19 protein-coding genes and 1 pseudogene are annotated in these 21,953 nt (G+C 73.4%); 7 read left to right on the top strand and 13 right to left on the bottom strand.

Going from position 1 to position 21,953, the window contains the following annotated elements; all coding sequences use genetic code 11:
* Nucleotides 1-6: 6 nt before the first annotated feature.
* Nucleotides 7-771: a class I SAM-dependent methyltransferase gene (locus tag RKD23_RS34410; protein ID WP_424857260.1), complete on the top strand. Its 765-nt coding sequence runs from the start codon at nucleotides 7-9 to the stop codon at nucleotides 769-771.
* On the opposite strand, the pseudogene RKD23_RS34405 reads toward RKD23_RS34410, so the two are convergent.
* From RKD23_RS34405 to RKD23_RS34395, 3 genes and pseudogenes are all read right to left on the bottom strand, one after another.
* Nucleotides 743-2,525 (bottom strand): annotated as a pseudogene (locus tag RKD23_RS34405) (glycoside hydrolase family 15 protein). The gene RKD23_RS34410 and the pseudogene RKD23_RS34405 overlap by 29 nt on opposite strands.
* A 218-nt stretch (nucleotides 2,526-2,743) precedes the next feature.
* Complete coding sequence (locus RKD23_RS34400; RefSeq protein WP_424857259.1) at nucleotides 2,744-2,896, bottom strand: LPXTG cell wall anchor domain-containing protein; 153 nt, start codon at nucleotides 2,894-2,896, stop codon at nucleotides 2,744-2,746.
* Nucleotides 2,897-3,054: 158 nt separating this feature from the next.
* Nucleotides 3,055-3,759 carry a chaplin family protein gene (locus RKD23_RS34395; protein WP_424857258.1) on the bottom strand — a complete coding sequence of 235 codons (705 nt, stop codon included), beginning with the start codon at nucleotides 3,757-3,759 and terminating at the stop codon, nucleotides 3,055-3,057.
* A gap of 299 nt (nucleotides 3,760-4,058) precedes the next feature.
* On the opposite strand from RKD23_RS34395, the gene RKD23_RS34390 reads away from it, so the two are divergent.
* The 3 genes from RKD23_RS34390 (at nucleotide 4,059) to RKD23_RS34380 (ending at nucleotide 7,946) form a co-directional block, all read left to right on the top strand.
* On the top strand, nucleotides 4,059-5,699 hold the full coding sequence (locus tag RKD23_RS34390; RefSeq protein WP_424857257.1) for an alpha/beta hydrolase: 1,641 nt from the start codon (nucleotides 4,059-4,061) through the stop codon (nucleotides 5,697-5,699).
* Nucleotides 5,700-5,767: 68 nt separating this feature from the next.
* Nucleotides 5,768-6,862 carry a chemotaxis protein gene (locus tag RKD23_RS34385; protein WP_424857256.1) on the top strand — a complete coding sequence of 365 codons (1,095 nt, stop codon included), beginning with the start codon at nucleotides 5,768-5,770 and terminating at the stop codon, nucleotides 6,860-6,862.
* 70 nt (nucleotides 6,863-6,932) lie between these two features.
* Nucleotides 6,933-7,946, top strand: coding sequence for a Gfo/Idh/MocA family protein (locus RKD23_RS34380; protein ID WP_424857255.1), 1,014 nt, complete (start codon nucleotides 6,933-6,935; stop codon nucleotides 7,944-7,946).
* A 24-nt stretch (nucleotides 7,947-7,970) separates the two neighbouring features.
* On the opposite strand, the gene RKD23_RS34375 is transcribed toward RKD23_RS34380, so the two are convergent.
* Nucleotides 7,971-8,384: an SsgA family sporulation/cell division regulator gene (locus tag RKD23_RS34375; protein WP_404040069.1), complete on the bottom strand. Its 414-nt coding sequence runs from the start codon at nucleotides 8,382-8,384 to the stop codon at nucleotides 7,971-7,973.
* Nucleotides 8,385-8,789: 405 nt separating this feature from the next.
* Here RKD23_RS34375 and RKD23_RS34370 point away from each other — a divergent pair, with 405 nt between their 5' ends.
* On the top strand, nucleotides 8,790-10,196 hold the full coding sequence (locus RKD23_RS34370) for a PP2C family protein-serine/threonine phosphatase (protein WP_424857254.1): 1,407 nt from the start codon (nucleotides 8,790-8,792) through the stop codon (nucleotides 10,194-10,196).
* A 33-nt stretch (nucleotides 10,197-10,229) separates the two neighbouring features.
* On the opposite strand, the gene RKD23_RS34365 is transcribed toward RKD23_RS34370, so the two are convergent.
* Nucleotides 10,230-11,723 (bottom strand): hypothetical protein, encoded by a 1,494-nt coding sequence (locus RKD23_RS34365; RefSeq protein WP_424857253.1) that lies wholly within the window; start codon nucleotides 11,721-11,723, stop codon nucleotides 10,230-10,232.
* 245 nt (nucleotides 11,724-11,968) lie between these two features.
* Here RKD23_RS34365 and RKD23_RS34360 point away from each other — a divergent pair, with 245 nt between their 5' ends.
* Nucleotides 11,969-13,147, top strand: a complete 1,179-nt coding sequence (locus RKD23_RS34360) for an aminoglycoside phosphotransferase family protein (protein ID WP_424857252.1) — start codon at nucleotides 11,969-11,971, stop codon at nucleotides 13,145-13,147.
* 266 nt (nucleotides 13,148-13,413) lie between these two features.
* Nucleotides 13,414-15,345, top strand: a complete 1,932-nt coding sequence (locus tag RKD23_RS34355; RefSeq protein WP_424857251.1) for an N-acetylmuramoyl-L-alanine amidase — start codon at nucleotides 13,414-13,416, stop codon at nucleotides 15,343-15,345.
* A gap of 69 nt (nucleotides 15,346-15,414) precedes the next feature.
* Here the strand turns inward: RKD23_RS34355 and RKD23_RS34350 are convergent, their stop codons facing one another.
* From RKD23_RS34350 to RKD23_RS34315, 8 genes are all read right to left on the bottom strand, one after another.
* Complete coding sequence (locus RKD23_RS34350) at nucleotides 15,415-15,912, bottom strand: hypothetical protein (RefSeq protein WP_424857250.1); 498 nt, start codon at nucleotides 15,910-15,912, stop codon at nucleotides 15,415-15,417.
* Between the two features lie 109 nt (nucleotides 15,913-16,021).
* Nucleotides 16,022-16,594, bottom strand: coding sequence for a CGNR zinc finger domain-containing protein (locus RKD23_RS34345; protein WP_424857249.1), 573 nt, complete (start codon nucleotides 16,592-16,594; stop codon nucleotides 16,022-16,024).
* Between the two features lie 21 nt (nucleotides 16,595-16,615).
* Nucleotides 16,616-17,533: a universal stress protein gene (locus tag RKD23_RS34340; protein WP_424857248.1), complete on the bottom strand. Its 918-nt coding sequence runs from the start codon at nucleotides 17,531-17,533 to the stop codon at nucleotides 16,616-16,618.
* 109 nt (nucleotides 17,534-17,642) lie between these two features.
* Complete coding sequence (locus RKD23_RS34335) at nucleotides 17,643-17,885, bottom strand: DUF397 domain-containing protein (protein WP_404038658.1); 243 nt, start codon at nucleotides 17,883-17,885, stop codon at nucleotides 17,643-17,645.
* Between the two features lie 83 nt (nucleotides 17,886-17,968).
* Nucleotides 17,969-19,135, bottom strand: coding sequence for a thiolase domain-containing protein (locus RKD23_RS34330; RefSeq protein WP_424857247.1), 1,167 nt, complete (start codon nucleotides 19,133-19,135; stop codon nucleotides 17,969-17,971).
* Entirely contained in the window at nucleotides 19,132-20,181 is a 1,050-nt protein-coding gene (locus RKD23_RS34325; RefSeq protein ID WP_424857246.1) for a thiolase domain-containing protein, read from the bottom strand. Before RKD23_RS34325 ends, RKD23_RS34330 begins: the two co-directional genes overlap by 4 nt.
* Nucleotides 20,178-21,119: a Zn-ribbon domain-containing OB-fold protein gene (locus RKD23_RS34320; protein ID WP_424857245.1), complete on the bottom strand. Its 942-nt coding sequence runs from the start codon at nucleotides 21,117-21,119 to the stop codon at nucleotides 20,178-20,180. Before RKD23_RS34320 ends, RKD23_RS34325 begins: the two co-directional genes overlap by 4 nt.
* 18 nt (nucleotides 21,120-21,137) lie before the next feature.
* On the bottom strand, nucleotides 21,138-21,938 hold the full coding sequence (locus RKD23_RS34315) for a crotonase/enoyl-CoA hydratase family protein (protein WP_424857244.1): 801 nt from the start codon (nucleotides 21,936-21,938) through the stop codon (nucleotides 21,138-21,140).
* Nucleotides 21,939-21,953 lie beyond the last annotated feature (15 nt).

Below are 21,953 nucleotides of genomic sequence, written 5' to 3'. Positions count from 1 at the left end.
AGGGCCATGACGACACACGGGACGCCCGGGGCCCGGACGACCCACAACGACGACGTCGACTGGGACCACTGGCCGGTGGCGGACTACCTCGCCGAGAACTACCGGGAGCTGCACCCCTCGGACGCCGCGGTCATCGCCCATCACTCGGCCTTCTTCCGTGGTCTGCCGCGCGGGAGCGTGGCCCGCTCGGTGGAGTTCGGCGCGGGCCCGAACCTCTATCCGCTGATCCTCGCGTCGGGCGCGTGCCGGCGGATCGAGGCGGTGGAGACGGGCGCGAGCAACGTCGCCTATCTGGAGCGGCAGATCCTGTGCGCGCCGGACGCGAGCTGGCAGCCGTTCCACCGGCTGTGCCGGGAGCTGAACCCGGACGTCCCGGCGACGCTCGCGGCCGCGCTGGCGGGAGTGGCCGTGGTCCACACCGACGTACGGGAGCTGGAGCCGGGCACGTACGGGCTGGCGTCGATGCATTTCGTGGCGGAGGGCGCGACCGAGGACTACGCCGAGTTCGCCGAGTTCTGCGGGCTGTTCGTGCGGTGTGTGGCGCCCGGCGGGTATCTGGTGGCCGCGTTCATGGAGAACATGCCGACCTACCGCATCGGGCCCGCCTCGCGCTGGCCGGGCTGTCCGGTCGACCCGGACGTGGTGACGGAGGTGTTCGCGCCGCTGACCGGGGAGCTGTCGGTGACCCGGATCGACGCCGATCCGACCCTGCCGGACTACGGCGACACCGGGATGGTGCTGCTCACCGGGACGGCGGCGGAGCGTCCCTGAGGGCGAACGCCGTGCCGATCAGCGCCACATGGCTGAACGCGAGTGGGGCGTTGCCGAGCTGGCGCCCGGCGGCGGGGTCCCACTGCGCGGCCAGCAGACCGACGTCGTTGCGGATGGCGAGGACCCGCTCGAAGGCGTCGCGGGCGCGGCCGGTCTCGCCGAGCGCGGCGAGGGCGTCGGCGTACCACAGCGAGCAGGCCACCGACGTGCCCTCCTCACCGTCGTCGGGGGTGTGGCGGCGCAGGAAGCCGTCCTGCTCCAGGGCCCCCAGGGCGTGCACGGTGTCCCGCATCCGGGGGTCGCTCGCGGGCAGGAAGCCCAGCGCGGGCAGCAGCAGCGCGGAGGCGTCGAGGCGTTCGCTGCCGTAGGCCTGCACGAAGGAGCGCAGACCGCCGTGCCAGCCTTGGCGGCACACCTGCGCGCGCACCTGGTCCCGCATGGCCCGCCAGCCGTCGGGCACCTCGGCGCCGAGCAGCGCCCCGAGCGCGAGGGCCCGGTCGGCGGCGACCCAGGCCATGACCTTGGAGTGGACGAACTGCCGGGCCGGGCCGCGGGTCTGCCACAGGCCCTGGTCGGGTTCGTGCCAGTGCGCCTGGAGGTGGCCCATCAGCGACTTGACCAGGCTCCACACATGCGGGGGCACCTCGATCCCGGCGCGCAGGGAGAGACAGAGCGTGGCCATGATCTCGCCGATCTCGCCCTGGACGCCGAGGGTGCCCCGGCCCGGGGCGGCGGTGCCGAACCGCACGGGCGTCGAGCCCTCGTACCCGGACAGCCAGGGCGCTTCGGTCTCCGGCAGCAGGCGCTGGCCGCCGACGCCGTAGACGGTCTGGAGGTGGGCGGGGTCGCCGGCGACGGCGCGCACCAGCCAGCCGAGCCAGGCGCCGGCCTCCTCGCGGTAGCCGCTGCGCAGCAGGCAGGACAGGGTGAAGGCGGAGTCGCTCAGCCAGCAGAAGCGGTGGTCCCAGTTGAGCTCGCCGCCGATGCGCTCGGGCAGGGACGTGGTGGGCGCGGCGACGATCCCGCCGGTGGGGGCGTAGGTGAGGGCCTTGAGGGTGATCAGCGAGCGCATCACAGCGTCCCGCGCAGGGTCCCTGGTAGCAGCACTGGGCGGTCCAGTGCCGCCAGAAGTCGCCGGTCTCCTTCAGGGCCGTATCGGCGGGCACGCACAGCGCGCCGGGTGCGCCGGTGCGGTGCGAGGGCGTCCAGGCGAGGGTGAGGGCGAGGCGGCGGCCGGCGGTGACGGTGAAGTCGGCGACGGTGGTGCCGTCCTCGCCGAGGTCGGCCGCGGGCCCGTCGGCGCCCAGCCACACGGCGTCGGGTCCGGCGACGGCGACCTGGCAGCGCTCGGCGTCGCTGCGGGTCCAGGGCACGACCCGCCCCTGATGGAAGCGGAGCCTGAGTTCGCTGCGCACGGTCACCGTGCCGGTCATGCCCTCGACGATCCGTACGAGGCAGGGGAACTGGGCGCGCGGCGGCATGAAGTCGGTGACGCGGACACTGCCGGAGGCGGTCTCCCACTCGGTGTCCAGGACGAGGGTGTCGCGCCGGTAGCCGCGGCGGGTGCAGGGGCCCGAGGTGCCGCGCGGGGCGATGCGCCAGAAGCCGTTGTCGGCGGTACCGAGGAGCGCGGCGAGGCAGGCGGGCGAGTCGAACCGCGGCAGGCACAGCCAGTCCACCGACCCGTCCCTGCCGAGCATCGCGGCGGTCTCCAGGTCGCTGAGGAGGGCGTAGTCCTCGATGAGACTGCTCATGATCGAAGGTCACGCCGTCCTGCACTTCGCCGTACTTCCAGCCTACGACGGCGGGTGCGGGGGTGCCCGGCGGGCGGGAGCCCGGTCGACGTCCCGGACGGCCCCACCGGGCGGGGGCCGGTGGGGCCGTGCGGGACGGCCGGCGGGCGGTCAGTCCGCCGGCCGACGGCAGTCAGTCGGACGGGCGGCAGGCGGTCACTCCACCCGCCGGCAGGCGATCAGTCCGTCGGCCGGCGCCGGAATCCGCGGTGCAGGGCCAGGCCGCCGAGGAGGAGCGCGGCGCTGCCGGCCGCGGTGAGCAGGACGGCGTCGGTGCCGGTGCGGGCGCGCCCGGTGTGCGGGGACCCGGACGACGTCCCGGACGGCCCCACCGGGCGGGAGCCGGTGGGACCGTCCGGGACGGCCGGCGAGCGGTCGATCCGTCGGCCGACAGGCGGTCAGTCCACCAGCCCGCGGTGGTCAGTCCGACGGGCGGCTGGGCGGTCAGTCGACCCGCCGGCAGGCGGTCACTCCACCCGTCGGCAGGCGATCAGTCCGTCGGCCGGCGCCGGAATCCGCGGTGCAGGGCCAGGCCGCCGAGGAGGAGTGCGGCGCTGCCGGCCGCGGTGGGCAGGACGGCGTCGGTGCCGGTGTGGGCGAGTGCGGAGTGCGCGGGCGGGGCCGAGACCTCGTCGAGGGGCGGGGTGTCGGGCCGGCCGGCGGGCGGGACGTTCCGCGGGACGGGCTTCGTCGGCTGCTCGGGCTCGACGGGGTTCTTCGGCGGCAGCGGGTGCTGCGGCTCCACCGGCTCCCCGGGCTCCTCGCCGGAGTTGTTGCCGGAGTGGTTGCCGAAGACCGGGTTGGCGATGCCGACCACGTTCACGGAGTTGCCGCTGACGTTGACCGGGAGCTCGACCGGCAGCTGGACGCCGTTGCCGGAGATCACCCCGGGCGAGCCCGCGGTCTCGCCGCTCGCGGTCGCGCCGGGCGGCGGGCCGTCCGGGTTGTTCTCCTCGGCCTCGTTCACGCAGCTGTTGCCAGCGGCCGGGTTGAGGAGTCCCACCACGTTCACGGTGTTCCCGCACAGGTTCACCGGGACGTTCACCGGGAGCTGGACGCCGTTGCCGGAGATCACGCCGGGCGAGCCGGCCGCGGTCCCGTCGGCCGTGGAGTCGGCGTGCGCGGCTCCCGTCGCGGCCAGCGCGCCGGAGACTGCGACGACGGCGATCACACCGTTTCGGGTCACCCGTCTCATAGGTTCCCTGCCTTCCAGACATGGACACGGGCACTCGCCCGCACCGGATAAAACGCGCGCGACCGATCGGAGTTATGGCTAAACGTCCTTTCACCCCATCGAGTGCCATGCTTGTCGAACAGGCGGTAAAGGATCGAAATCCTCATCATGTCCGATCGAAGCGGGCGCATGGTACGCCGTCCGTCGCCCTCCCGCCCGCCCGCGGGCGCCGCCCCACGGGGCCGCTTATCGTGGCCCGAGGGCCTTCGTCTCCCCGTCCCTGCCTGGAGGGATCGTGCCGACCGAGGACTGGAGGGATCGTGCCGACCAAGCTGCCCCCGCACTGGCCCGCGGTCCGGCGATGCATACTCACCGGCACCGCGGGACTCGCGCTGCTCGGCGCGGGGCTGCCCACCGCCGCTGACGACGGCGACGGCGACGGACCCGGCCTGTCCCGCTTCTACGACCAGAAGATCTCCTGGTCGGCGAAGGCGTGCGAGAGCCCCGAGGAGACCGGGCGCCCCGAGGGCCTGCAGTGCGGCAAGGTCACCGTCCCCCTCGACTACGCCCACCCGAACGCGGGCAAGCTGGAGCTGGCGCTCGCCCGCTACCGGGCCACGGGCAAGTCGTCACGGGGCTCGGTGGTGCTGAACTTCGGCGGGCCCGGGGGCTCCGGTGTCGCCGAACTCTCCTGGGGCGCCGACGACTTCATGGACCTGGCCGAGGGCTACGACGTGGTCTCCTTCGACCCGCGCGGAGTCGGCCGCTCCTCCCCCGTGAGCTGCGGCGACACCGGCTACGAGACCGCCGTGGACCTGGACGGCACGGACGACGCGCTCAGCGATCCGCAGGCCGTGCTGCGGAAGTTGCGCAAGGTGGCGAAGGAGTGCGCCGCGCACTCCGGCCCGGTGCTGGAGCACATGGGCACGGTGGACGTCTCGCGCGACCTGGACATCATCCGCGACGCCCTCGGCGACAAGAAGCTCAACTACCTGGGCTTCTCCTACGGCACACGGCTCGCCGCAGTGTACGCCGCGCAGTTCCCGCACAAGGTGGGACGGCTCGTCCTGGACGGCGTGGACACGCTGACCGAGCCGCTGACCGAGCAGGGCATCGTGGGCGCGCGGGGGCAGCAGGTCGCGCTGGACGCGTTCATCGACTGGTGCGTGAAGGACATCGCCTGTCCGTTCGGGCAGGACGCCCGCAGCGCCCGCGAGGACGTCGTACGCCTGGTGCACTCGCTCGACGAGGACCCGGTGCCGACGGCGTACAACGGGCCGTTCAGCGGCCAGGACCTGGTCGGCGCGATCGGGCAGGCGCTGTACAGCGAGGATCTGTGGCCGTCGCTGGAGCGGGCGCTCGCCTCGCTGGTCGAGGACGGCGACACCCGGGCGATCGAGGCCTTCGCCGGCGGCGGCATCGCCCTGCCGGTGCGCGAGAAGGACACACGTGAGAAGGACACAGAGGCCGGGGAGGAGACCGGGGGCACGCTCGTGGACGAGGAGGACGTCCCGCTGGACAACCTCCCTGCGGCGCTGATGGCGGTCAACTGCGCGGACGATCCCGACCGCCCGACCGCCGGGCAGATCACCCGTGATCTGGCCCGGCTGCGCGCCGACTACGAGCGTGCCTCACCGGTCTTCGGCGTCTACCGGCTCACCCAGGTGCTGATGTGCCACGGCCGCCCGAAGGGCACCGATTTCATCCGCGAGAAGGTCAAGAACGTCGACACGCCGAAGATGCTGCTGGTGGGCACGCGCGGCGACCCGGCGACGCCGTACCGCTGGACCGTGGAGACCGCCAAGCGCCTCGGGTCCTCGGCGGTGGTGCTCGACCACCGCGGCGAGGGCCACACCGGCTACGGCTCCTCCACCTGTGTGCACCGCAAGGTCGACGACTTCCTGCTCTACGGCTCCCTGCCGGCCGACGGCAGTTCCTGCGGCCCCGACCGGGACCGCTGAGCGACGGCCGAACCGGGGGGTCGGTCACCCCGAATGCCCGAAGGACGAAACGGACTTACGGTGATGTCATGGAGCACGCACTCAGTCCCGAGACCCTCAGCGAACTGCGGCGTCCACGCCCCTATCCCGCGGTGTCCGTGCTGACGCCGACCCATCGCCGCGAACCCGAGAACGCCCAGGACCCGGTCCGGCTGCGCAATGTGGTGGCCGAGGCCAAACGACAGCTGGAGTCCGATCCGTCGGTCACCCGGGAGCGGCGGGCCGATGTCGTCGCCCATCTCGACAAGGCGCTCGCCGAGGTCGACCTCGCCCATGCCGAGGACGGTCTGGTGATCTTCGCGGCTCCCGGTGAGCACCAGGTGTGGTCGGTCGCCCGGGAGGTGCCCGAACGGGTCGTGCTCTCGGACACGTTCCTCACCCGCAACCTGGTCTCCGCGCAGGCCGCCGAGCAGCCGTTCTGGGCGCTGTCCGTCGCGGCCGACCGGATCACGCTGTGGAACGGCGGCGCGGACCGGGTCGTCGAGGAGCGCTCCGGCGGCTTCCCGTTCACCAGGCGCGTGGAGAACTTCGACCCCGAGCGCCGCGAGCGCATCGGGGACAGCCCGAGCACCTTCCGCGACGAGGACACCCGCCGCTTCCTGCGCGACGCCGACACGGCCCTGGGCGCGGTCCTGCGGGTCGCCCCGCGCCGGGTGTACGTCACCGGCGAGCGGGCCGCGCTGTCGGCGCTGGACGAGGTCGGCCTGCACACCCGTGGCGTGCCCCGGGTGCCGCGCGGCGGACTCGCGCACGCCTCCGCCGAGGCCGTCTGGCAGGCCCTGCGGCCGGTCGTGGAGGAGGAGGCCCGGCGCGGCACCGACGAGGTCGCCCGGGAGCTGGAAGCGGCGCGCGGGCGCAGGGAGTTCGCGGCCGGGCTCGACGAGGTGTGGCAGAACGCCCGCGAGGCGCGCGTCCGGCTGCTCGCCGTCGAGGAGAACTACCGCGCCACCGTGCGCGACGACGGCTCCCACCTGGTGCCCGCCGTGAGCGGTGACCTCGACGCCCGCGAGGACATCGTCGACGAGATCGTCGAGCAGTGCCTGGAGACCGGCGCCGAGGTCCGCTTCGTCCCGGACGGCACCCTCGGCGACTCGGGCGGCATCGCGGGAGTCCTGCGCTACTGACCCCTCGTCGCCGCCTGTCCCGCCCCGGCCTACGCTACGGCGGGACAGGCGGCGACGAGGGAGTGCGCAAGTGAGTGACCTGCTGGGTGTGGCGGTACTGGGGGCCGGGCACATGGGAGCCGACCACATACGCCGCCTGGAGAACGTGGTGAGCGGCGCCAAGGTCGTCGCCGTGGCCGACCCCGATGCCGACCGCGCGGAACACGCCCTGGCCGGGGTCGCCGGGGCGAGCGCGCACACCGAGGCGGAGGCCGCTCTCGACGCGCCCGGTGTGCAGGCGGTGCTGATCGCCTCGCCCGGTCCGGCGCACGAGGAGGCGCTGCTGGCGGCGTTCGCGCGCGGGCTGCCGGTGCTGTGCGAGAAGCCGATGGTGCCGGGCTCCGCCGGCGCGCTGCGGGTCGTCGAGGCCGAGGCACGGCTGGGCCGCCGGCTGGCCCAGATCGGGTTCATGCGGCGCTACGACGCCGAGTACCGGCAGTTGAAGGCCGTACTGGACGAGGGACGGCTGGGCAGGCCGCTGATGCTGCACTGTGTGCACCGCAATGTGTCCTCGCCGCCGGACTTCACCTCGGCGATGCTGATCGACAGCTCGGTCGCGCACGAGATCGACGCGGCCCGCTGGCTGCTGGGCCAGGAGCTGACGGCGGTGACCGTCCTGCGCCCCCGCTCCTCCGACCGGGCCCCCGAGGGCCTGCTCGACCCGCAGTTCGTGCTGTTCGAGACGGACGGCGGGGCCCTGGTGGACGTGGAGGTGTTCGTCAACTGCGGCTTCGGCTACCAGGTGCGCTGCGAGGCCGTGTGCGAGGCGGGCAGCGCCCGGATCGGCGAGGGCCACGGCATGCTCGTCACCTCGGCGGGCGGCGCCCGCGAGGAGGTCGCGCAGGACTACCTGGTGCGGTTCGCCGACGCCTACGACCGTGAGGTGCAGGCCTGGGTGGACGCCACCCGGCAGGGCAGGGTCACCGGCCCGGGCGCCTGGGACGGCTACGCGGCCTCGGTGGTCGCCGAGGCCGGGGTCCGGGCGCAGGAGAGCGGCGCCCGGGTCACCGTCGACCTCGCCCCGCGCCCCGCCCTGTACGAGTGATCACACGCCCCGTGAGAATTGCGCTCAGACCCCGTCGAACAGCGCGCTCAGGCCCTGGTCCACGGCCTCGCTGACGTCCTCGTGCCCCGCGCCGACGACGGCGTAGGTCCGCAGCAGGAAGCGGTGCAGACAGGCGGTGTCGAACTGGAGCAGGGCGAGGCCGTGGGGCGAGTGGAACTCCAGCACCGTACGGGCCCGGCCGCAGGGCCAGATGTGCACGTCCCCGGTCCCGGCCGGGCCCTGGAGTCCGTCCGCGAGCAGGCCCCGGGCGAAGGTCCAGGTGACGCTCCGCTCCTCCAGGGAGACCTCGGCCGGGAAGTCGATGTGCACGGCGAGGGGATCCCGCGAGTCGTACCGGAGCGTGGCGGGCACCGGCAGTTCCTGTTCGTCGGCGGTGATCAGCCGGGCGGCGGCGGGCTGCTGGAGCGTGATCTGGATCTGCGAGTCCATACGGTTCCCCCTGCGGTCGAGCGGTCGGCCGGTCCTTCCGGCATGTGAGTACGACCCCGAAAGGGGCGTTCGCATTACACCGAGACCCGAAAGAATTGATGTGACCTGCATCACTTCGGGCGGCGGCAGAACACACGCCCGTCGAACAGGAGAATGAACCCGGGTGTACGGCGGTCGGAACTGCCTCAACTCACGTACGATTCCTACGACTTGCCCGCACTGACGGGTAGTCGGAAAGCGTGCCGCGACCGGTCCGTGAAGACGCTGGCATATGCCAGAAGCACCACCGTATCGTGTGTTGCCAAATCCCTTACAGGGCGTCGCGGGCTGTGCGACAGTCGTAGCGGTCCCACCGACAGCCTTGGTCGTTCCGTCCCCCCATCGGAGTGCGTCATGCCGCCCCATCTCTCCGCGGACCGCCCAGCCGCCCAGCCGCCCGGACGAGGCGCGGTCGACGCGTTGATCACACAGACGCGGCGGCTCAAGGGCGACGTGGACGCGGTACGGCGCGATGTGCCCGGCGACGGCTCGGACCCGCAGGACCGCTGGCAGCGCGCGCTGTACGACCTCGCCCTGCACCAGCTCAACGACCTCGACGAGCACTTGGCGCAACTGCGCGACGGCCCCGAGCCCGAGGCACCGCCCGCGCCACGCCCCGCGCCCCCGAGCGAGTCACTGCTCAGCCGGGTCGGCAGCGCGGAGTGGAACCTCCTGACGGACGAGGCGAGTTGGTCGGTCGAGCTGTACGAGATCCTCGGCCGCGACCCCGCCACCGCACCCCTCACCCTCGACGAACTGCCGTCCGTGGTACCGGCCGAGGACCGGCCCCGCCTGACGGCGATGGTCACGGACTGCCTGGTCGACGCCAAGCGCATCGACGGCGAGTTCCGCGTCGTACGGCCGGACGGCGAGACGCGCACCGTTCACATGATGGGCGAGCCGGTGCTCGGCGGCGACGGCAGCACCGCCTCCATGTGGGCCGTGCTGCGCGACGTCAGCGCACTGCGCCGCAGCCTGGAGACCGTGAGCGAGACCCGTGACTCGCTCCGGCGTCAGCGGCATCGCGCGCAGACCGAGCACCGGTTGGCGGTCGAGCTGCAGGAAGCCGTGCTCCCCCCGTGGCGCGGCTCCCTGCGGCTCCCGCACCAGGGTCCGCCCGCCCTGGACCTCGCCGCCCACCGGCTGCCGACGCCCTCCCACACGGCGATCGGCGGCAGTTGGTACGACGCGCTGGAACTGTCCGACGGCGAGACCCTGCTGAGCGTCGGCGACCTCGCCGGCCACGGTGTCGCCGCCACCTCGGGCATGGCGATGCTGCTCGGCGCGCTGCGCGGCATGGCGATGACCGGCACCCGGCCCGGCCCGCTGATGACCTGGCTGAACCAACTCCTGGACGCCACCGTCCAGCCCGCCCTCGGCAGCGCCCTGTGCTGCCGCTACCGGCCCGCCGACCGCACCCTGGTGTGGGCGCGGGCCGGACATCCCGCCCCTCTGCTGTTCCGCGGCGGGACGGGGCGCGAGCTGGACGCCCCGGACGGCGTCCTGCTCGGCGCGACCACGACAGCCTCCTACGGCGAGGCCGAGGAGACCCTCGAGGCCGGCGACGTCCTGCTGCTGCACACCCCCGGGCTGGTGCCCGGCGACGACGAGGCGGCCGTGGTGCGGCGCCTCCTCGGCCTCGCCCCGCGCCTCGGCGCGGCGGACACCGCACAGGACTGCCTGCGGGTCGTCGTGGAGGAGTGCGGCGGTGGAGCGCGCGCGAGTGAGGCCTGCGTGCTCGTCGCCAAGGTCGTCGCGTGACCGGAGACGGGTGGATCGTGCGCCCCGAGGGGGCTACGCCGGTGCGGTGCCGCCCCCCTTGCTCCTCGCCTTCGGCAGGGCCAGCCGGATCTCCTCCCGCAGGTCGCTGATCTTCGGGTACTCCGCGTACTCGGCGGTCAGCCGGTACATCTGGCGCAGCCGGTCCCAGGTGCGGCGGGAGGAGTTGGAGCCCATCGACATCAGCGCCAGGCGGGCGTAGCGGTCCGCCTGTTCCGGGTCGTCCGCGATGAAGCAGGCGGACGCCATGGACAGATGGTCGAAGATCTTCGACCGCTCGCGTCCGTCGATCCGCAGGGCGAGCGCCTTCTCCGCGAAGTGCTGGGCGTGCGTGGCCGCGCCCGCGTCGAACTCGGCCAGCGTGCGGTAGGCGAGCGCCTGCATGCCGTACAGATCCTCGTCCTTGAAGGTCTGCATCCAGTCCGGGGTCTCCACCTCGTTCTTCTCGGAGACGAAGAGGTCCTCCGCCTGGCCGAGGGTGCGGCGCATCGCCTGCCCCTTGCCCATCGACGCCTGCGCCCAGGCCTCGATGGTGTGGAACATGGCCTTGGTGCGCGGCAGCAGCCGGTCGCCGGAGCCGGACTGAGCGAGCTTCATCAGGTCGAGCGCCTCACCGGGCCGGCCCAGATGGACCATCTGGCGGGCCGCCCGGGAGAGCGCCTCGCCGGCCCGGGGCCGGTCACCGCCCTCGCGTGCGGCATGGGCGGCGATGATGAAGTACTTCTGGGCCGTGGGTTCCAGGCCGACGTCGTGCGACATCCAGCCCGCGAGGACTGCCAGGTTGGCGGCGACGCCCCACAGGCGCCGCTGGAGATGGGGTGGGTGGCGGTAGGCGAGCATGCCGCCCACTTCGTTGAGCTGGCCCACGACCGCCTTGCGCTGGAGCCCGCCGCCGCGGGCGGCGTCCCAGGCCCGGAACACCTCCACCGAGCGCTCCAGTTCCTCGATCTCCTGCGACCCGATGGGGGCGGCCTCGTAGCGGTCGAACCCAGCGGGGTCGGCGTGCAGGGGATTGTCGAGGACGGGGGCGTCGGCGGCGAGGGCCGGATCGGTGTGCAGCCAGTCGTGCATGGCGCTGCTGAGTGCGGATCCCGCGGTGAGCGCGACACCCGCACCCACCAAGCCGCGTCGGTTGAGCATGAGGTCCATTCCCGTGAATTCGGTGAGGACCGCGGCGGTCCGCTCGGGCGCCCACGGCACACCGTCGGGATGTTCCTCACTCCCGCCGCTCGGCCGTTTCCCCGCGCGCCCGTGCCGGACCAGACCGAGATCCTCGATGGTCACGACACGGCCGAGACGCTCGGTGAACAGCGCCGCCAGCACCCGCGGAACGGGGTCGCGCGGGATCTCTCCCGTGTCGATCCACCGCCGCACACGCGAGGTGTCGGTCGCCAGCTGCGGGTGGCCCATGGCCGCCGCCTGCCGGTTGACCAGCCTCGCGAGCTCTCCCTTGGACCAGCCGGCCAGGCCGAACAGGTCCGCAAGGCGGGTGTTGGGTTGTCCGCTCACGTCAAGCCCCCAGGTTCTCGGCTGAGTTGACCGTAGCCCCTGAAAAGTTGCCGGGCGACTATTCGCCAGGGTTCGCCAGGGTGCGCCAGATGGTGTGCCACGGGACACCGGGTGTCAGGTAGGAACGCGCCACCCCGACCCGGTCGCCGGTTCGCCAGAGCCGGTGCACTCCCCAGGGTGCACCCGTGTGCGGCCGGGCCGGGCAGCGCATTGTCGTCGGGCTCACGAAGGGATCTGTATCGCCCATGTACGCAGCATCGTCCTCCGTGTCCGCCCCGCCCCGGTCGCTGCGCCCGCGCCCCCCGGCGCCCGGCTCCGCCCGAGTGGGGGAAGTCCCCCCGCAGGGCAGCGGCCCCTACCTCGCCCCGGCGCGGCCGGCCGCTCCCGTGCTCGGCGCGGGCCGGCCCCGCCGCGGAGCGGGACTCGGCAACCCACCGCTCAGCGGGAGACTCGACTTGTCCGGCCCTCAGGGCGCCCAGCTCCGGGCGGCGATCGCCACGGTGCACCGGATCTGCCCGGAGTTCGCCCCGGTGCAGGTGCTGCGCCGCAGCGGCCGCTCCGTGCTCCTGGTCGGCACGACCGGGCGCAGCACCGCCGTCGCCAAGTGTTTACTGGACCAGTCCCCCGCGTGGGCCGAGCGGATCCGGCACGAGATAGCGGCATACCGCTCGTTCGTCCGGCACCGCCCGCCAGTGCGGGCGCCCCGGCTGATCGCGGCGGACCCGGACAACTGCACCCTCGTCATCGAGCGCATGCCCGGCCGGCCGGCGGCCCTGCTGCGCCACCCCGTCGAGGCCCCGCCACGCGCCGACATCCGGGCGGCGCTGGGCGCGATCTGCCGGCTCAACGCCTGGCGGCCGCCCGCGGGTACCTTCGACGCCCCGCTGGACTACGCGGCCCGTATCTCCCGCTATCACGAGCTGGGCCTGCTGACCGACCGGGACCTGGGCGACCTGCAGAAGCTGCTGCACGGCATCGCGGCGGGCGCCGGCCGCCACGGCATGGGCCAGTTCTGCCACGGCGACGCGCTGCTGAACAACGTCCTGCTCTCGCCGGCCGGTCCGGTGCTGGTGGACTGGGAGCACGCGGGCTGGTACCTGCCGGGCTACGACCTCGCGACGCTGTGGTCGGTGCTCGGCGACGCGCCCGGCGCGCGGCGGCAGATCAGCCAGATCGCGCAGTCGGCGGGCCCCGCCTCGCGCGACGCCTTCCTGGTGAACCTGATGTTGGTGCTCACCCGGGAGATCCGGACCTACGAGACGGCCGTGCAGCGTTCGATGCACGAACCGACCCCGGCGGCACCGGGCACGGCCCACCCGGGTGCTGCGCCGTCCGGCGAGGAACAGCGGCTGCTGCTCAGGCGGCTGCACGACGACTGCCAGCTGGCCCGCAGGGCCGTTCGAGCGGCGGTCGGCACTCGCTGACGGGGACGGCGGTCCGTGGTGCGCCCGACGACGGGGCGGCGCACCACGGACCTCGCTGTGTGCGGGGCCGGTGCGCAGAGCCCATTGGTGTACTCCACTGACGCCACCCAGGCCCGCCACCCGCCGCCACGAAACTCCGTGCCACCCGCGCTGACATGGGAAATCACCCTTCTGTGGGCATGATTGACGGATCGTCGGACAGCCGGTACCACTGACACGCCCGGCCCCGCACGGCTCATTCCGCCCGACCGTCACAGGAGGCTGCTTTGCGACGACCCGTCACCGATCCCCGAAGATCCGCCCGCGCCGTCGCATCGGCCGCGCTGCTGCTGCCGCTGCTGGCCGCGGTTCCCGAGTCCTCCGCCGCGGACGGCGGACTGCAACAGGCGTTCGCCACCGCGGCCGCCGAGTACCACGTACCGCAGAGCGTGCTGCTCGGCGTGTCCTATCTCCAGTCCCGCTGGGACACGCACGGCGGCGCGCCCAGCGTGACCGGCGGCTACGGCCCGATGCACCTCACCGACGCCCGTACGGCGCTGGCCGAGGCCCCCCACCACAGCGAGGGCACCGAGGACGCCCGCGGCGACGAGGCCCGTGGGCCCCTGCTGCCCGAGGCGGACCTGCCCGAGCCCGCCGAATTCCCGGCCCGGCTGCGCACCCTCCCCCGGGCGGCCGACCTCACCGGGCTGTCCCCCGAGACGCTGCGCACCGACCCGGCCGCCAACGTGGCGGGCGGTGCCGCCCTGCTCGCCGCCGCGCAGCGGGAGCTGGGCCGGCCGCTGAGCGAGGACCCGGCCGACTGGTACGAGGCCGTGGCCCGGTTCGCGGAGGCGGGGTCGGGAGACACCTCGACGGGGGTGTCGTACGCCAATGACGTCTACGACGTGCTGCGGACCGGCGAGGAACGTTTCACCGACGACGGTCAGCGGATCGCGCTGGCGGCCCAGCCGGAGCTGGCCCCCGCCGAGGAGCGGGCCCCGCGCCCGGCGGCCGGCACCGAGTGCCCGCCGACCGTGTCGTGCGAGTGGATCCCGGCGCCGTACGAGGAGTTCGGCGACAACGACTACGGCAACCACGACCTGGGCGACCGCCCGGCGTCCCAGCGGATCGAGTACATCGTCGTCCATGACACCGAGGGCGGCTGGGAGGGCGTCCTGAACCTGGTGCAGGACCCGACGTACGTGTCCTGGCAGTACTCGCTGCGCTCCACGGACGGCCATATCGCCCAGCACGTCAAGGCGAAGGACGTGGCCTGGCACGCGGGCAACTGGTACGTCAACGCCAAGTCGATCGGCCTGGAGCACGAGGGCTTCCTGGCGTACCCGGACTCCTGGTACACGGAGGCGATGTACCGCTCCTCGGCCCGGCTGGTGCGCCACCTGGCGAAGCAGTACGACATCCCGCTGGACCGGCAGCACATCCTCGGCCACGACACGGTGCCGGGCCCGACCACGGCGACGGTCCGGGGCATGCACACCGACCCGGGCCCGTACTGGGACTGGGCTCACTACTTCCAGCTGCTGGGCCGCCCGATCGCGCCGACCGCGGGCCCGAACGGCGGCCTGGTGACGATCCGGCCCGACTACGCGACGAACCGTCCCGCGTACACGGGGTGCGTGAGGCGGGGCGAGACGTGCCCGGTGCACGGGTCGAGCGCGGTGCGGCTGTACGCCGGGCCGGGTGAGTCGTATCCGCTGATCAAGGACATCGGGCTGCGGCCGGGCGGCGAGCCGTCCACGATCGACGTCAACGACATCGGGTCGCGGGTCTCCACGGGCCAGCAGTTCGCGGTGGCGGACCGCGACGGCGACTGGACGGCGATCTGGTACCTGGGCCAGAAGGCCTGGTTCAAGAACCCGAAGCAGCAGCCGACGGCCGTGCACGCCAAGGGCCTGGTGGTGACGCCGAAGGCCGGCCTGGCGAGCGTGCCGGTCTACGGTCGGGCCTACCCCGAGGCGAGCGCGTACCCGGCCGGGGTTCCGGCGCAGGCGGTGTCCCCGCTGCCGTACAAGCTGCTGGAGAAGCAGAAGTACGTGGTGGGCGGCAAGGTGCCGGGCGAGTACTACTACGCGGTCACCTTCGACACCGCGAGCCACCGGGTGGTGACCGGCAAGGACCTGTACTACGAGATCCAGTTCGGGCACCGGGTGGCGTTCGTGCGGGCCGCCGATGTGACCGTCACCGCGTCGGGTTCCTGACAGGGACGGGCCGGGCCACCCGACGGGTGACCCGGCCTGGCCCCTCGCGGGCTCCGGGGTTCTCGGGGCTCAGCCCTGCTGGAACAGCTCGGCGGGGAGCGGCTTCAGCAGCGCGTACAGGTCGTCGGTGATGGGGCGGTCCCAGGCGGCGATGGTCACCAGGACGTTGTCGCTGCGGTCGAACTGGACGCAGGAGATGCGGCTCTCGGAGAGCTTGAGGCGGCGCACGATCAGCAGGTTGTCGCCCTGCATCACCGGCACGTCCTCCATGCCGACGACCGTGACGTCCTCGTCGTTCTCCAGCGCGAGCAGGAGCTGGGCCACCTCGAAGGGGATCTGGTCCTCGGCGACCTCGCGGGCCGGTGAGCCCTCGGGGAGGTTGCCGATGATCATCGCGGGGCCGCGGCCGCCGAACAGGTCGTAGCGCAGGAACACGCCCTGGCAGGTGCCGTCGGGGGCGGGCAGCAGCCCGGCGCCCAGATTTCCGGGCCAGTCGCCCGGGTCCATGGCCAGTACGTCGAAATCGGGGCCGGCGGGGGTGGCGCTGCGGCGGCGGAGGAACGACATGCCGCCAATGTTACGGCGGCGCGGGCCGGGAAGCGTCTGCGGGGCTGATGTCGTCGGCGGGGTGCGGCTCCGTCGTGGCCGGTCGCGCAGTTCCCCGCGCCCCTTTCAGCTACTCAGCCCTGTGTCTCTCGTGATGGCGGGCCACCCTCGCTCTGTTTCCGCAGCTCGGCTTGCACCATTCCTGGCGGGGGTGGTCCTTGAGGAAGTAGCGGACGCAGCGGGGGGCGTGGCAGGCGCGGAGCTTCGATCGGGCGGGGCTCGCCAGGAACGCCATGGCCGCGCGGGCCAGCAGGGCCGTCAGGTCGTCCTCGCCCTGCGCCGGACGGTGACGTACGACGGGATCCGAGCCCTCCGGCCAGGCCAGGACCGGCACGACGGGGGTGCGCGCCGCAGCCGCGTTGAGGTGGGCCACCGCCTCCTCCAGGGGCAGCAGGCGGCCCGTGTCGGCGCGGCTCGGTTCTCCCGGGACGGCGTGGGCGAACAGGGTGCGTACGGCGGCGCGCAGCTCTCGTACGGCGGTCAGGGCGGTGGCGTCGGCGGTGTGGCCGGTCGGGGCGAGGCCGGGGTGGGCGTGGAGCCAGGCGGTGAGGCCTGCGGGGTCGGTCAGGTCGTCGGCCACGCCGCCGTTGCCGTCGTGGCGGATGGTGAGGGCGAGGTCCAGGGTGAGCTGCGCGTCCTGCATGCGCTAATGATAGGCGGCCACTCAGGCATTAGAGGCGGGGGTGGGGTCCGCGACCGGGGGCACCACCGCCACCGGGCTCGCCGCGTGCAGCAGGACGGCGTGGGTGACGGAGCCGAGCATGCGGGCGGGGGCGAGCAGGCGCCGGCGGTGGCGGCCGACGACGGTCAGCTCGGCGCCCGGGGAGGCGGAGACGAGGGCCCCGGCGGCGTCGCCGGGGACGGGGAGCGCTTCGGCGGGCACGTCGGGGTGGCGTTGCCGGTGCGGGGCGAGGAAGCCCTCGGCGAGGGTGCGGGTCTCGGACTCGATCGGCGCCCGGTCGATCATCACCGAGGCGAGCTCGGCGGACATCGACCAGTCCTGGACGGGCCAGGGGTAGGCGGCGACCGCCTGGACGCGGGCGCCGCGCAGGGCGGCCTCGGTGAAGGCGAGGTCGAGCGCGGCCTCGTCGGGGCCCTCCACCTTCAGGCCGACGACGATCCGCGGCCCGGGCTCCTGCGGCAGGGCGTCCGTGACCTCGCGGCCGGGCCGGGGCACCACGACCACCGGGCACTCGGCGTCGCGGGCGGCCGCGATGCCGTTGGAGCCCATGAGCAGACTGGCGAAGCCGCCGCGGCCGCGCGAGCCGAGCACCAACAGCTGGGCCTCTGCGCCCAGTTCGGGCAGCAGGACACCAGGGGCGCCGTCGAGCGCGGCGTACTGCGTGTCCACCCCGTCGGCGTGCCCGGCGAGCCGGGTGCGCGCGTCGGCGAGCACCGGATCGTCCTCGGCCGGCGGGGGCAGGACGACCGGGGCGCCGGGCTGCGTCCACGCCGTCTCGTGCCGTACATGGACCACCGTGAGCGGCGCCTCGCGGCGCCGGGCGGTGTCGAGGGCCCAGTCCAGGGCGCGCAGGCTGTCGTCCGAACCGTCGACCGCCGCGATGACCGGCAGGGTGCTCATGGGTTCCTCACCTCGGGAGTGCGACCTTCCGCTTGCTGGGGCCAGCCTGGCGCAGGCTTCGGCCCCTGGATCGGAAACACCCTCGGTTCGGCGTGCCGTCGGGCGCGGCTCAGGTCAGGTCGAACTCCCCTTCACGGGCGTTGGACACGAACGCGCCCCATTCGGCAGGCGTGAAGATCAGGGAAGGGCTCTCGGGCCGGCCGCTGTTGCGCATCGCGATGAAACCTTCGACGAAGGCGATCTGGACATCCCCCCGCCCCCGGCTGCTGGACTGCCACTCGGCGTTGCTGAGGTCCAGCTCCGGCTTGTCCCAGCCCGTGAGCGGCTGCTGCTGGATGGTGCTCTCGGCCACGTCCGTGCTCCTCCCGGTTCGCGTCGTCCGCGGCCAGACTATCGATCGTCCCCCGCCCCCGACAGGCCACGTGAGGAGGACTTTCAGGACTCGGGGGGCTCGGCGCCGACCAGCCACATGGAGAAGAACTGGGCGCCGCCGCCGTAGGCGTGCCCGAGCACCCGGCGGGCCCGGTCCAGCTGGTGCTCCCCCGCCTGGCCGCGCACCTGGAGCGCGGCCTCAGCGAAGCGGATCATCCCGGAGGCGCCGATGGGGTTGGTGGAGAGCACCCCGCCCGACATGTTGACGGGCAGGTCGCCGTCCAGTTCGGTCACGCCGGACTCGGTGAGCTTCCAGCCCTCGCCCTCGGCGGCGAAGCCGAGGTTCTCCAGCCACATCGGCTCGTACCAGGAGAAGGGCACATAGATCTCGGCGGCGTCGATCTCCCGGCGTGGGTCGGTGATGCCGGCCTGGCGGTAGACGTCGGCCGCGCAGTCCCGGCCGGCCCGCGGGGAGACGAAGTCCTTGCCCGCGAAGAGGGTCGGCTCGCTGCGCATGGCGCCGCCCAGCATCCAGGCGGGCGGCCGCGGCGCGCGGGCGGCGCCCGCCCGGCCGGTGAGCACCATCGCGCAGGCACCGTCGGAGGAGGGGCAGGTCTCGGAGTAGCGGATCGGGTCCCACAGCATGGGCGAGGCCTGGACCTTCTCCAGGGTGATGTCGTGCTCGTGGAGATGGGCACAGGGGTTCTTCAGGGCGTTGCGCCGGTCCTTGTACGCCACCAGCGAGCCGATGGTGTCGGGGGCGCCGCTGCGCCGCATGTACGCCCGCACGTGGGGCGCGAAGAAGCCGCCCGCGCCTGCCAGCAAGGGCTGCTGGAAGGGGATCGGCAGGGACAGGCCCCACATGGCGTTGGACTCGGACTGCTTCTCGTAGGCCAGGGTGAGGACGGTGCCGTGGACGCGCGCGGCGACGAGGTTTGCCGCCACCAGCGCGGTGGATCCGCCGACCGACCCTGCCGTGTGCACCCGCAGCAGGGGCTTGCCGACCGCGCCGAGCGCGTCGGCGAGGTACAGCTCGGGCATCATCACGCCCTCGAAGAAGTCGGGCGCCTTGCCGATGACGACGGCGTCGATGTCGGCCCAGGTCAACTCGGCGTCCGTGAGAGCCCGTTGGGCCGCCTCGCGGACGAGCCCGGCGATCGACACGTCCCGCCGCGCCGCCACGTGCCTGGTCTGGCCGATGCCGACGACGGCCACGGGCTCCTTGCTCATCGTGGATCCCCTTCGAGTACGGCGACCAGGTTCTGTTGCAGACAGGGGCCGGAGGTGGCGTGGGCGAGGGCCCGGTCGGACTCGCCGCGGTGGACGCGGGCCGCGGCCTCGCCGATGCGGATCAGCCCGGCGGCCATCATGGGGTTGGCGGCGAGGGCGCCGCCGGAGAGGTTCACCCGGACGCTGTCGTCGAGCCCCAGCGCCTGCCGCAGGATCACCTCCTGCGCGGTGAAGGGGGCGTGCAACTCGGCCGTGTCGACGGGGCGTTCGAACGCGCCGGCCTTCTCGGCGGCGAGCCGGGTGGAGGGCGAGTCGGTGAGGTCGCGCACTCCGAGGGAGTGGGCCTCGACGCGGTGATCGATACCCTTGATCCAGGCGGGTCGGTCGCACAGCTCGCGGGCCCGCTCCCCCGCGGCGAGGATCACCGCCGCGGCGCCGTCGCCGACGGGCGGGCAGTCGCCGGTGCGCAGGGGCCGTACGACGTACTCGCCCTGGGGGAGCGAACCCCTCAGCTGGGCGTGCGGGTTGAGAGTCGCGGCGCGCCTGCTGCGGGTGCCGATCGCGGCGAGTTCGTGCTCGTCGGTGCCGCCCGCGTCGATCAGCGCCTGCGCCTGGAGGGCGGCGAGGGCGACCGAGTCGGGCCACAGGGGGGCGACGTAGTACGGGTCGAGCTGCCGGGTCAGGACGTCCCGCAGGGAGCCGGGCGAGGACTTGCCGTACGCGTACACCAGCGCGGTGTCGGCGTCGCCGGTCAGCAGTTTCGTCCAGGCCTCGTACAGCGCCCAGGCGCCGTCGGTCTCGACGTGCGACTCGGAGATCGGTGGCCAGGCGCCCACGCCGTCGAGGGCGAGGGTGAAGGAGAAGGCGCGGCCCGCGAGGTAGTCGCAGGAGCCGGAGCAGGTGAAGCCGATGTCGGAGGTCTTCAGGCCGGTCCGGCCGAGCACCTCGTGCAGCACCGGCATCAGCAGCTCCACCTCGGAGACGTCCTCGGTGGTGCGCCGGTGGTCGCTCTGGGCGAAGGCGACGACCGCGATGTCCCGCGTCACAGCAGCTCCTTGTACGTGTCGTAGTCCGCGTCGGGTTCGCCGGTCGGCCGGTAGTGGTCGGGCCAGCGGGCGCCGTCGGACCACACGGGCTCCACACGCAGGCCCATCCGCACCTGGTCGTAGGGGATGCCCGCGATGCGTCCGTGCAGGGCGAGGTCGGCCCCGTCGAGGGCGATGTGGGCGTAGACGTACGGGACTTCGATGTCGAGGTTCTTCGCTTTGATGTTGACGATGCAGAAGGTGGTGACCGTGCCGCGGGGCCCGCACTCGACCCGCTCGGTGGTGGCGACGCCGCAGGTCGGGCAGGCGCCGCGGGGCGGGACGTAGACCTTGCGGCAGGACGGGCAGCGCTCGCCCATGGTGCGCCGCTCGGCGAGGCCGTGGAGGTAGGCGGACTGGGCGCGGCCGGGCGCGTAGGTGTAGTCGAGGCGGGCGGGGGCGACGATCCCGGTGACCGGGTCCGCGAACTCGCCGCTGTGTCGGGTGACTTCGCGGACCGGGCCGTCGTACGGCTCGAAGCACGCGATGTCGGTGATGGCGCCGGTGCGTTCGGCGGCCCAGCGGACGCGGACGCGCAGGCCGGTGCGCACGGCGTCGGGGCCGGGGACGTCGAGGGCGTGCAGCAGGGCGGTGTCGGCGCCGTCGAGGCGGACCAGGACCCAGGCGAAGGGCGTGGTGAGGGGCTGGCCGCGGCGGGGGGCCGGGTTCCAGGCCCAGGTGGTGACCGTCCCGGTGGGGGCGACCGCGACCAGGTCGCGGATCTCCTCGGCGGTGACGGGGTCGTACTCGACGGGCGGGACGAGGGTGCGGCCGTCGGCGGTCCGCACGCCCAGGACGACGCGTTCGCGCAAGCCCGTGAGGAAGGCGCTCTGGACGGGGCCGAGGGAGCGGGTGAAGGGGAACTCGACGACGAGGGGGGCTTTGAGGACTTCGGGCATCCCTTGCGCTCCTTCGGGTCAGGCGCGTTTGTAGACGGGCGGTCGCTTCTCCGCGAAGGCGCGGGCGCCTTCCTTGGCGTCGGCGGTGTCGAACACCGGCCAGCCGCGCTTGAGTTCGGCGGCCAGTCCGTCGGACTCGGTCATCTCGGCGGTCTCGTACACGGACGCCTTGACCGCCTCGACCGCCAGCGGGCCGCAGGCGTTGATCCGTTCGGCGATCTCCAGGGCTCTGGCGAGGGCGGTGCCGTCCGGGACGACGTGCCCGATCAGCCCGATGTCCGCCGCCTCCCGGGCGGTGTACGCCCGTCCGGTGAGCAGCATCTCCAGCGCGTGGGTCCGGGGGATCTGCCGTGGCAGTCGGACGGTGGAGCCGCCGATGGGGAACAGCCCGCGCCGGACCTCGAACAGCCCGAAGACGGCCGACTCGCCCGCGACCCGGATGTCGGTGCCCTGGAGGATCTCGGTGCCGCCCGCGACACAGGGTCCCTCCACCGCGGCGATGACCGGCTTGCGGGGGCGGTGGTGGCGCAGCATCGCCTTCCAGTGCAGGTCGGGGTCCGCCTCGAGGCGCTCGCGGTGCTCCTGGCCGGCCATGCCCTGGCCGGCCAGCGCCTTGAGGTCCATGCCGGCGCAGAAGGAGCCGCCCGCGCCGGTGAGCACGATCGAGCGGACTTCGGCGTCCGCATCGGCCTCCAGCCAGCCGTCGTACAGGCCGACCAGCATGGGGATCGACAGCGCGTTCCTGGCCTCCGGCCTGTTGAGCGTGAGCACCAGCGTGGCGCCCTCGCGCCGCACGGTGAGGTGTTCGGTACCGCCCATGACGCCCTCTCCCCT

The sequence above is a fragment of the Streptomyces sp. SAI-170 genome (assembly GCF_049739565.1).
Classification (GTDB): Bacteria; Actinomycetota; Actinomycetes; order Streptomycetales; family Streptomycetaceae; genus Streptomyces.
Note: the sequence above shows the minus strand (reverse complement) of the source record. Positions and strands in the feature narration are given on the sequence as shown.

Excerpts from the sequence above, each read along its gene's own strand:
- RKD23_RS34410 (WP_424857260.1), top strand. The coding sequence starts at position 7 with ATGACGACACACGGGACGCCCGGGGCCCGGACGACCCACAACGACGAC.
- RKD23_RS34395 (WP_424857258.1), bottom strand. The coding sequence starts at position 3,759 with ATGAGACGGGTGACCCGAAACGGTGTGATCGCCGTCGTCGCAGTCTCC.
- RKD23_RS34385 (WP_424857256.1), top strand. The coding sequence starts at position 5,768 with ATGGAGCACGCACTCAGTCCCGAGACCCTCAGCGAACTGCGGCGTCCA.
- RKD23_RS34370 (WP_424857254.1), top strand. The coding sequence starts at position 8,790 with ATGCCGCCCCATCTCTCCGCGGACCGCCCAGCCGCCCAGCCGCCCGGA.
- RKD23_RS34360 (WP_424857252.1), top strand. The coding sequence starts at position 11,969 with ATGTACGCAGCATCGTCCTCCGTGTCCGCCCCGCCCCGGTCGCTGCGC.
- RKD23_RS34350 (WP_424857250.1), bottom strand. The coding sequence starts at position 15,912 with ATGTCGTTCCTCCGCCGCCGCAGCGCCACCCCCGCCGGCCCCGATTTC.
- RKD23_RS34345 (WP_424857249.1), bottom strand. The coding sequence starts at position 16,594 with ATGCAGGACGCGCAGCTCACCCTGGACCTCGCCCTCACCATCCGCCAC.
- RKD23_RS34340 (WP_424857248.1), bottom strand. The coding sequence starts at position 17,533 with ATGAGCACCCTGCCGGTCATCGCGGCGGTCGACGGTTCGGACGACAGC.
- RKD23_RS34330 (WP_424857247.1), bottom strand. The coding sequence starts at position 19,135 with ATGAGCAAGGAGCCCGTGGCCGTCGTCGGCATCGGCCAGACCAGGCAC.
- RKD23_RS34320 (WP_424857245.1), bottom strand. The coding sequence starts at position 21,119 with ATGCCCGAAGTCCTCAAAGCCCCCCTCGTCGTCGAGTTCCCCTTCACC.
- RKD23_RS34315 (WP_424857244.1), bottom strand. The coding sequence starts at position 21,938 with ATGGGCGGTACCGAACACCTCACCGTGCGGCGCGAGGGCGCCACGCTG.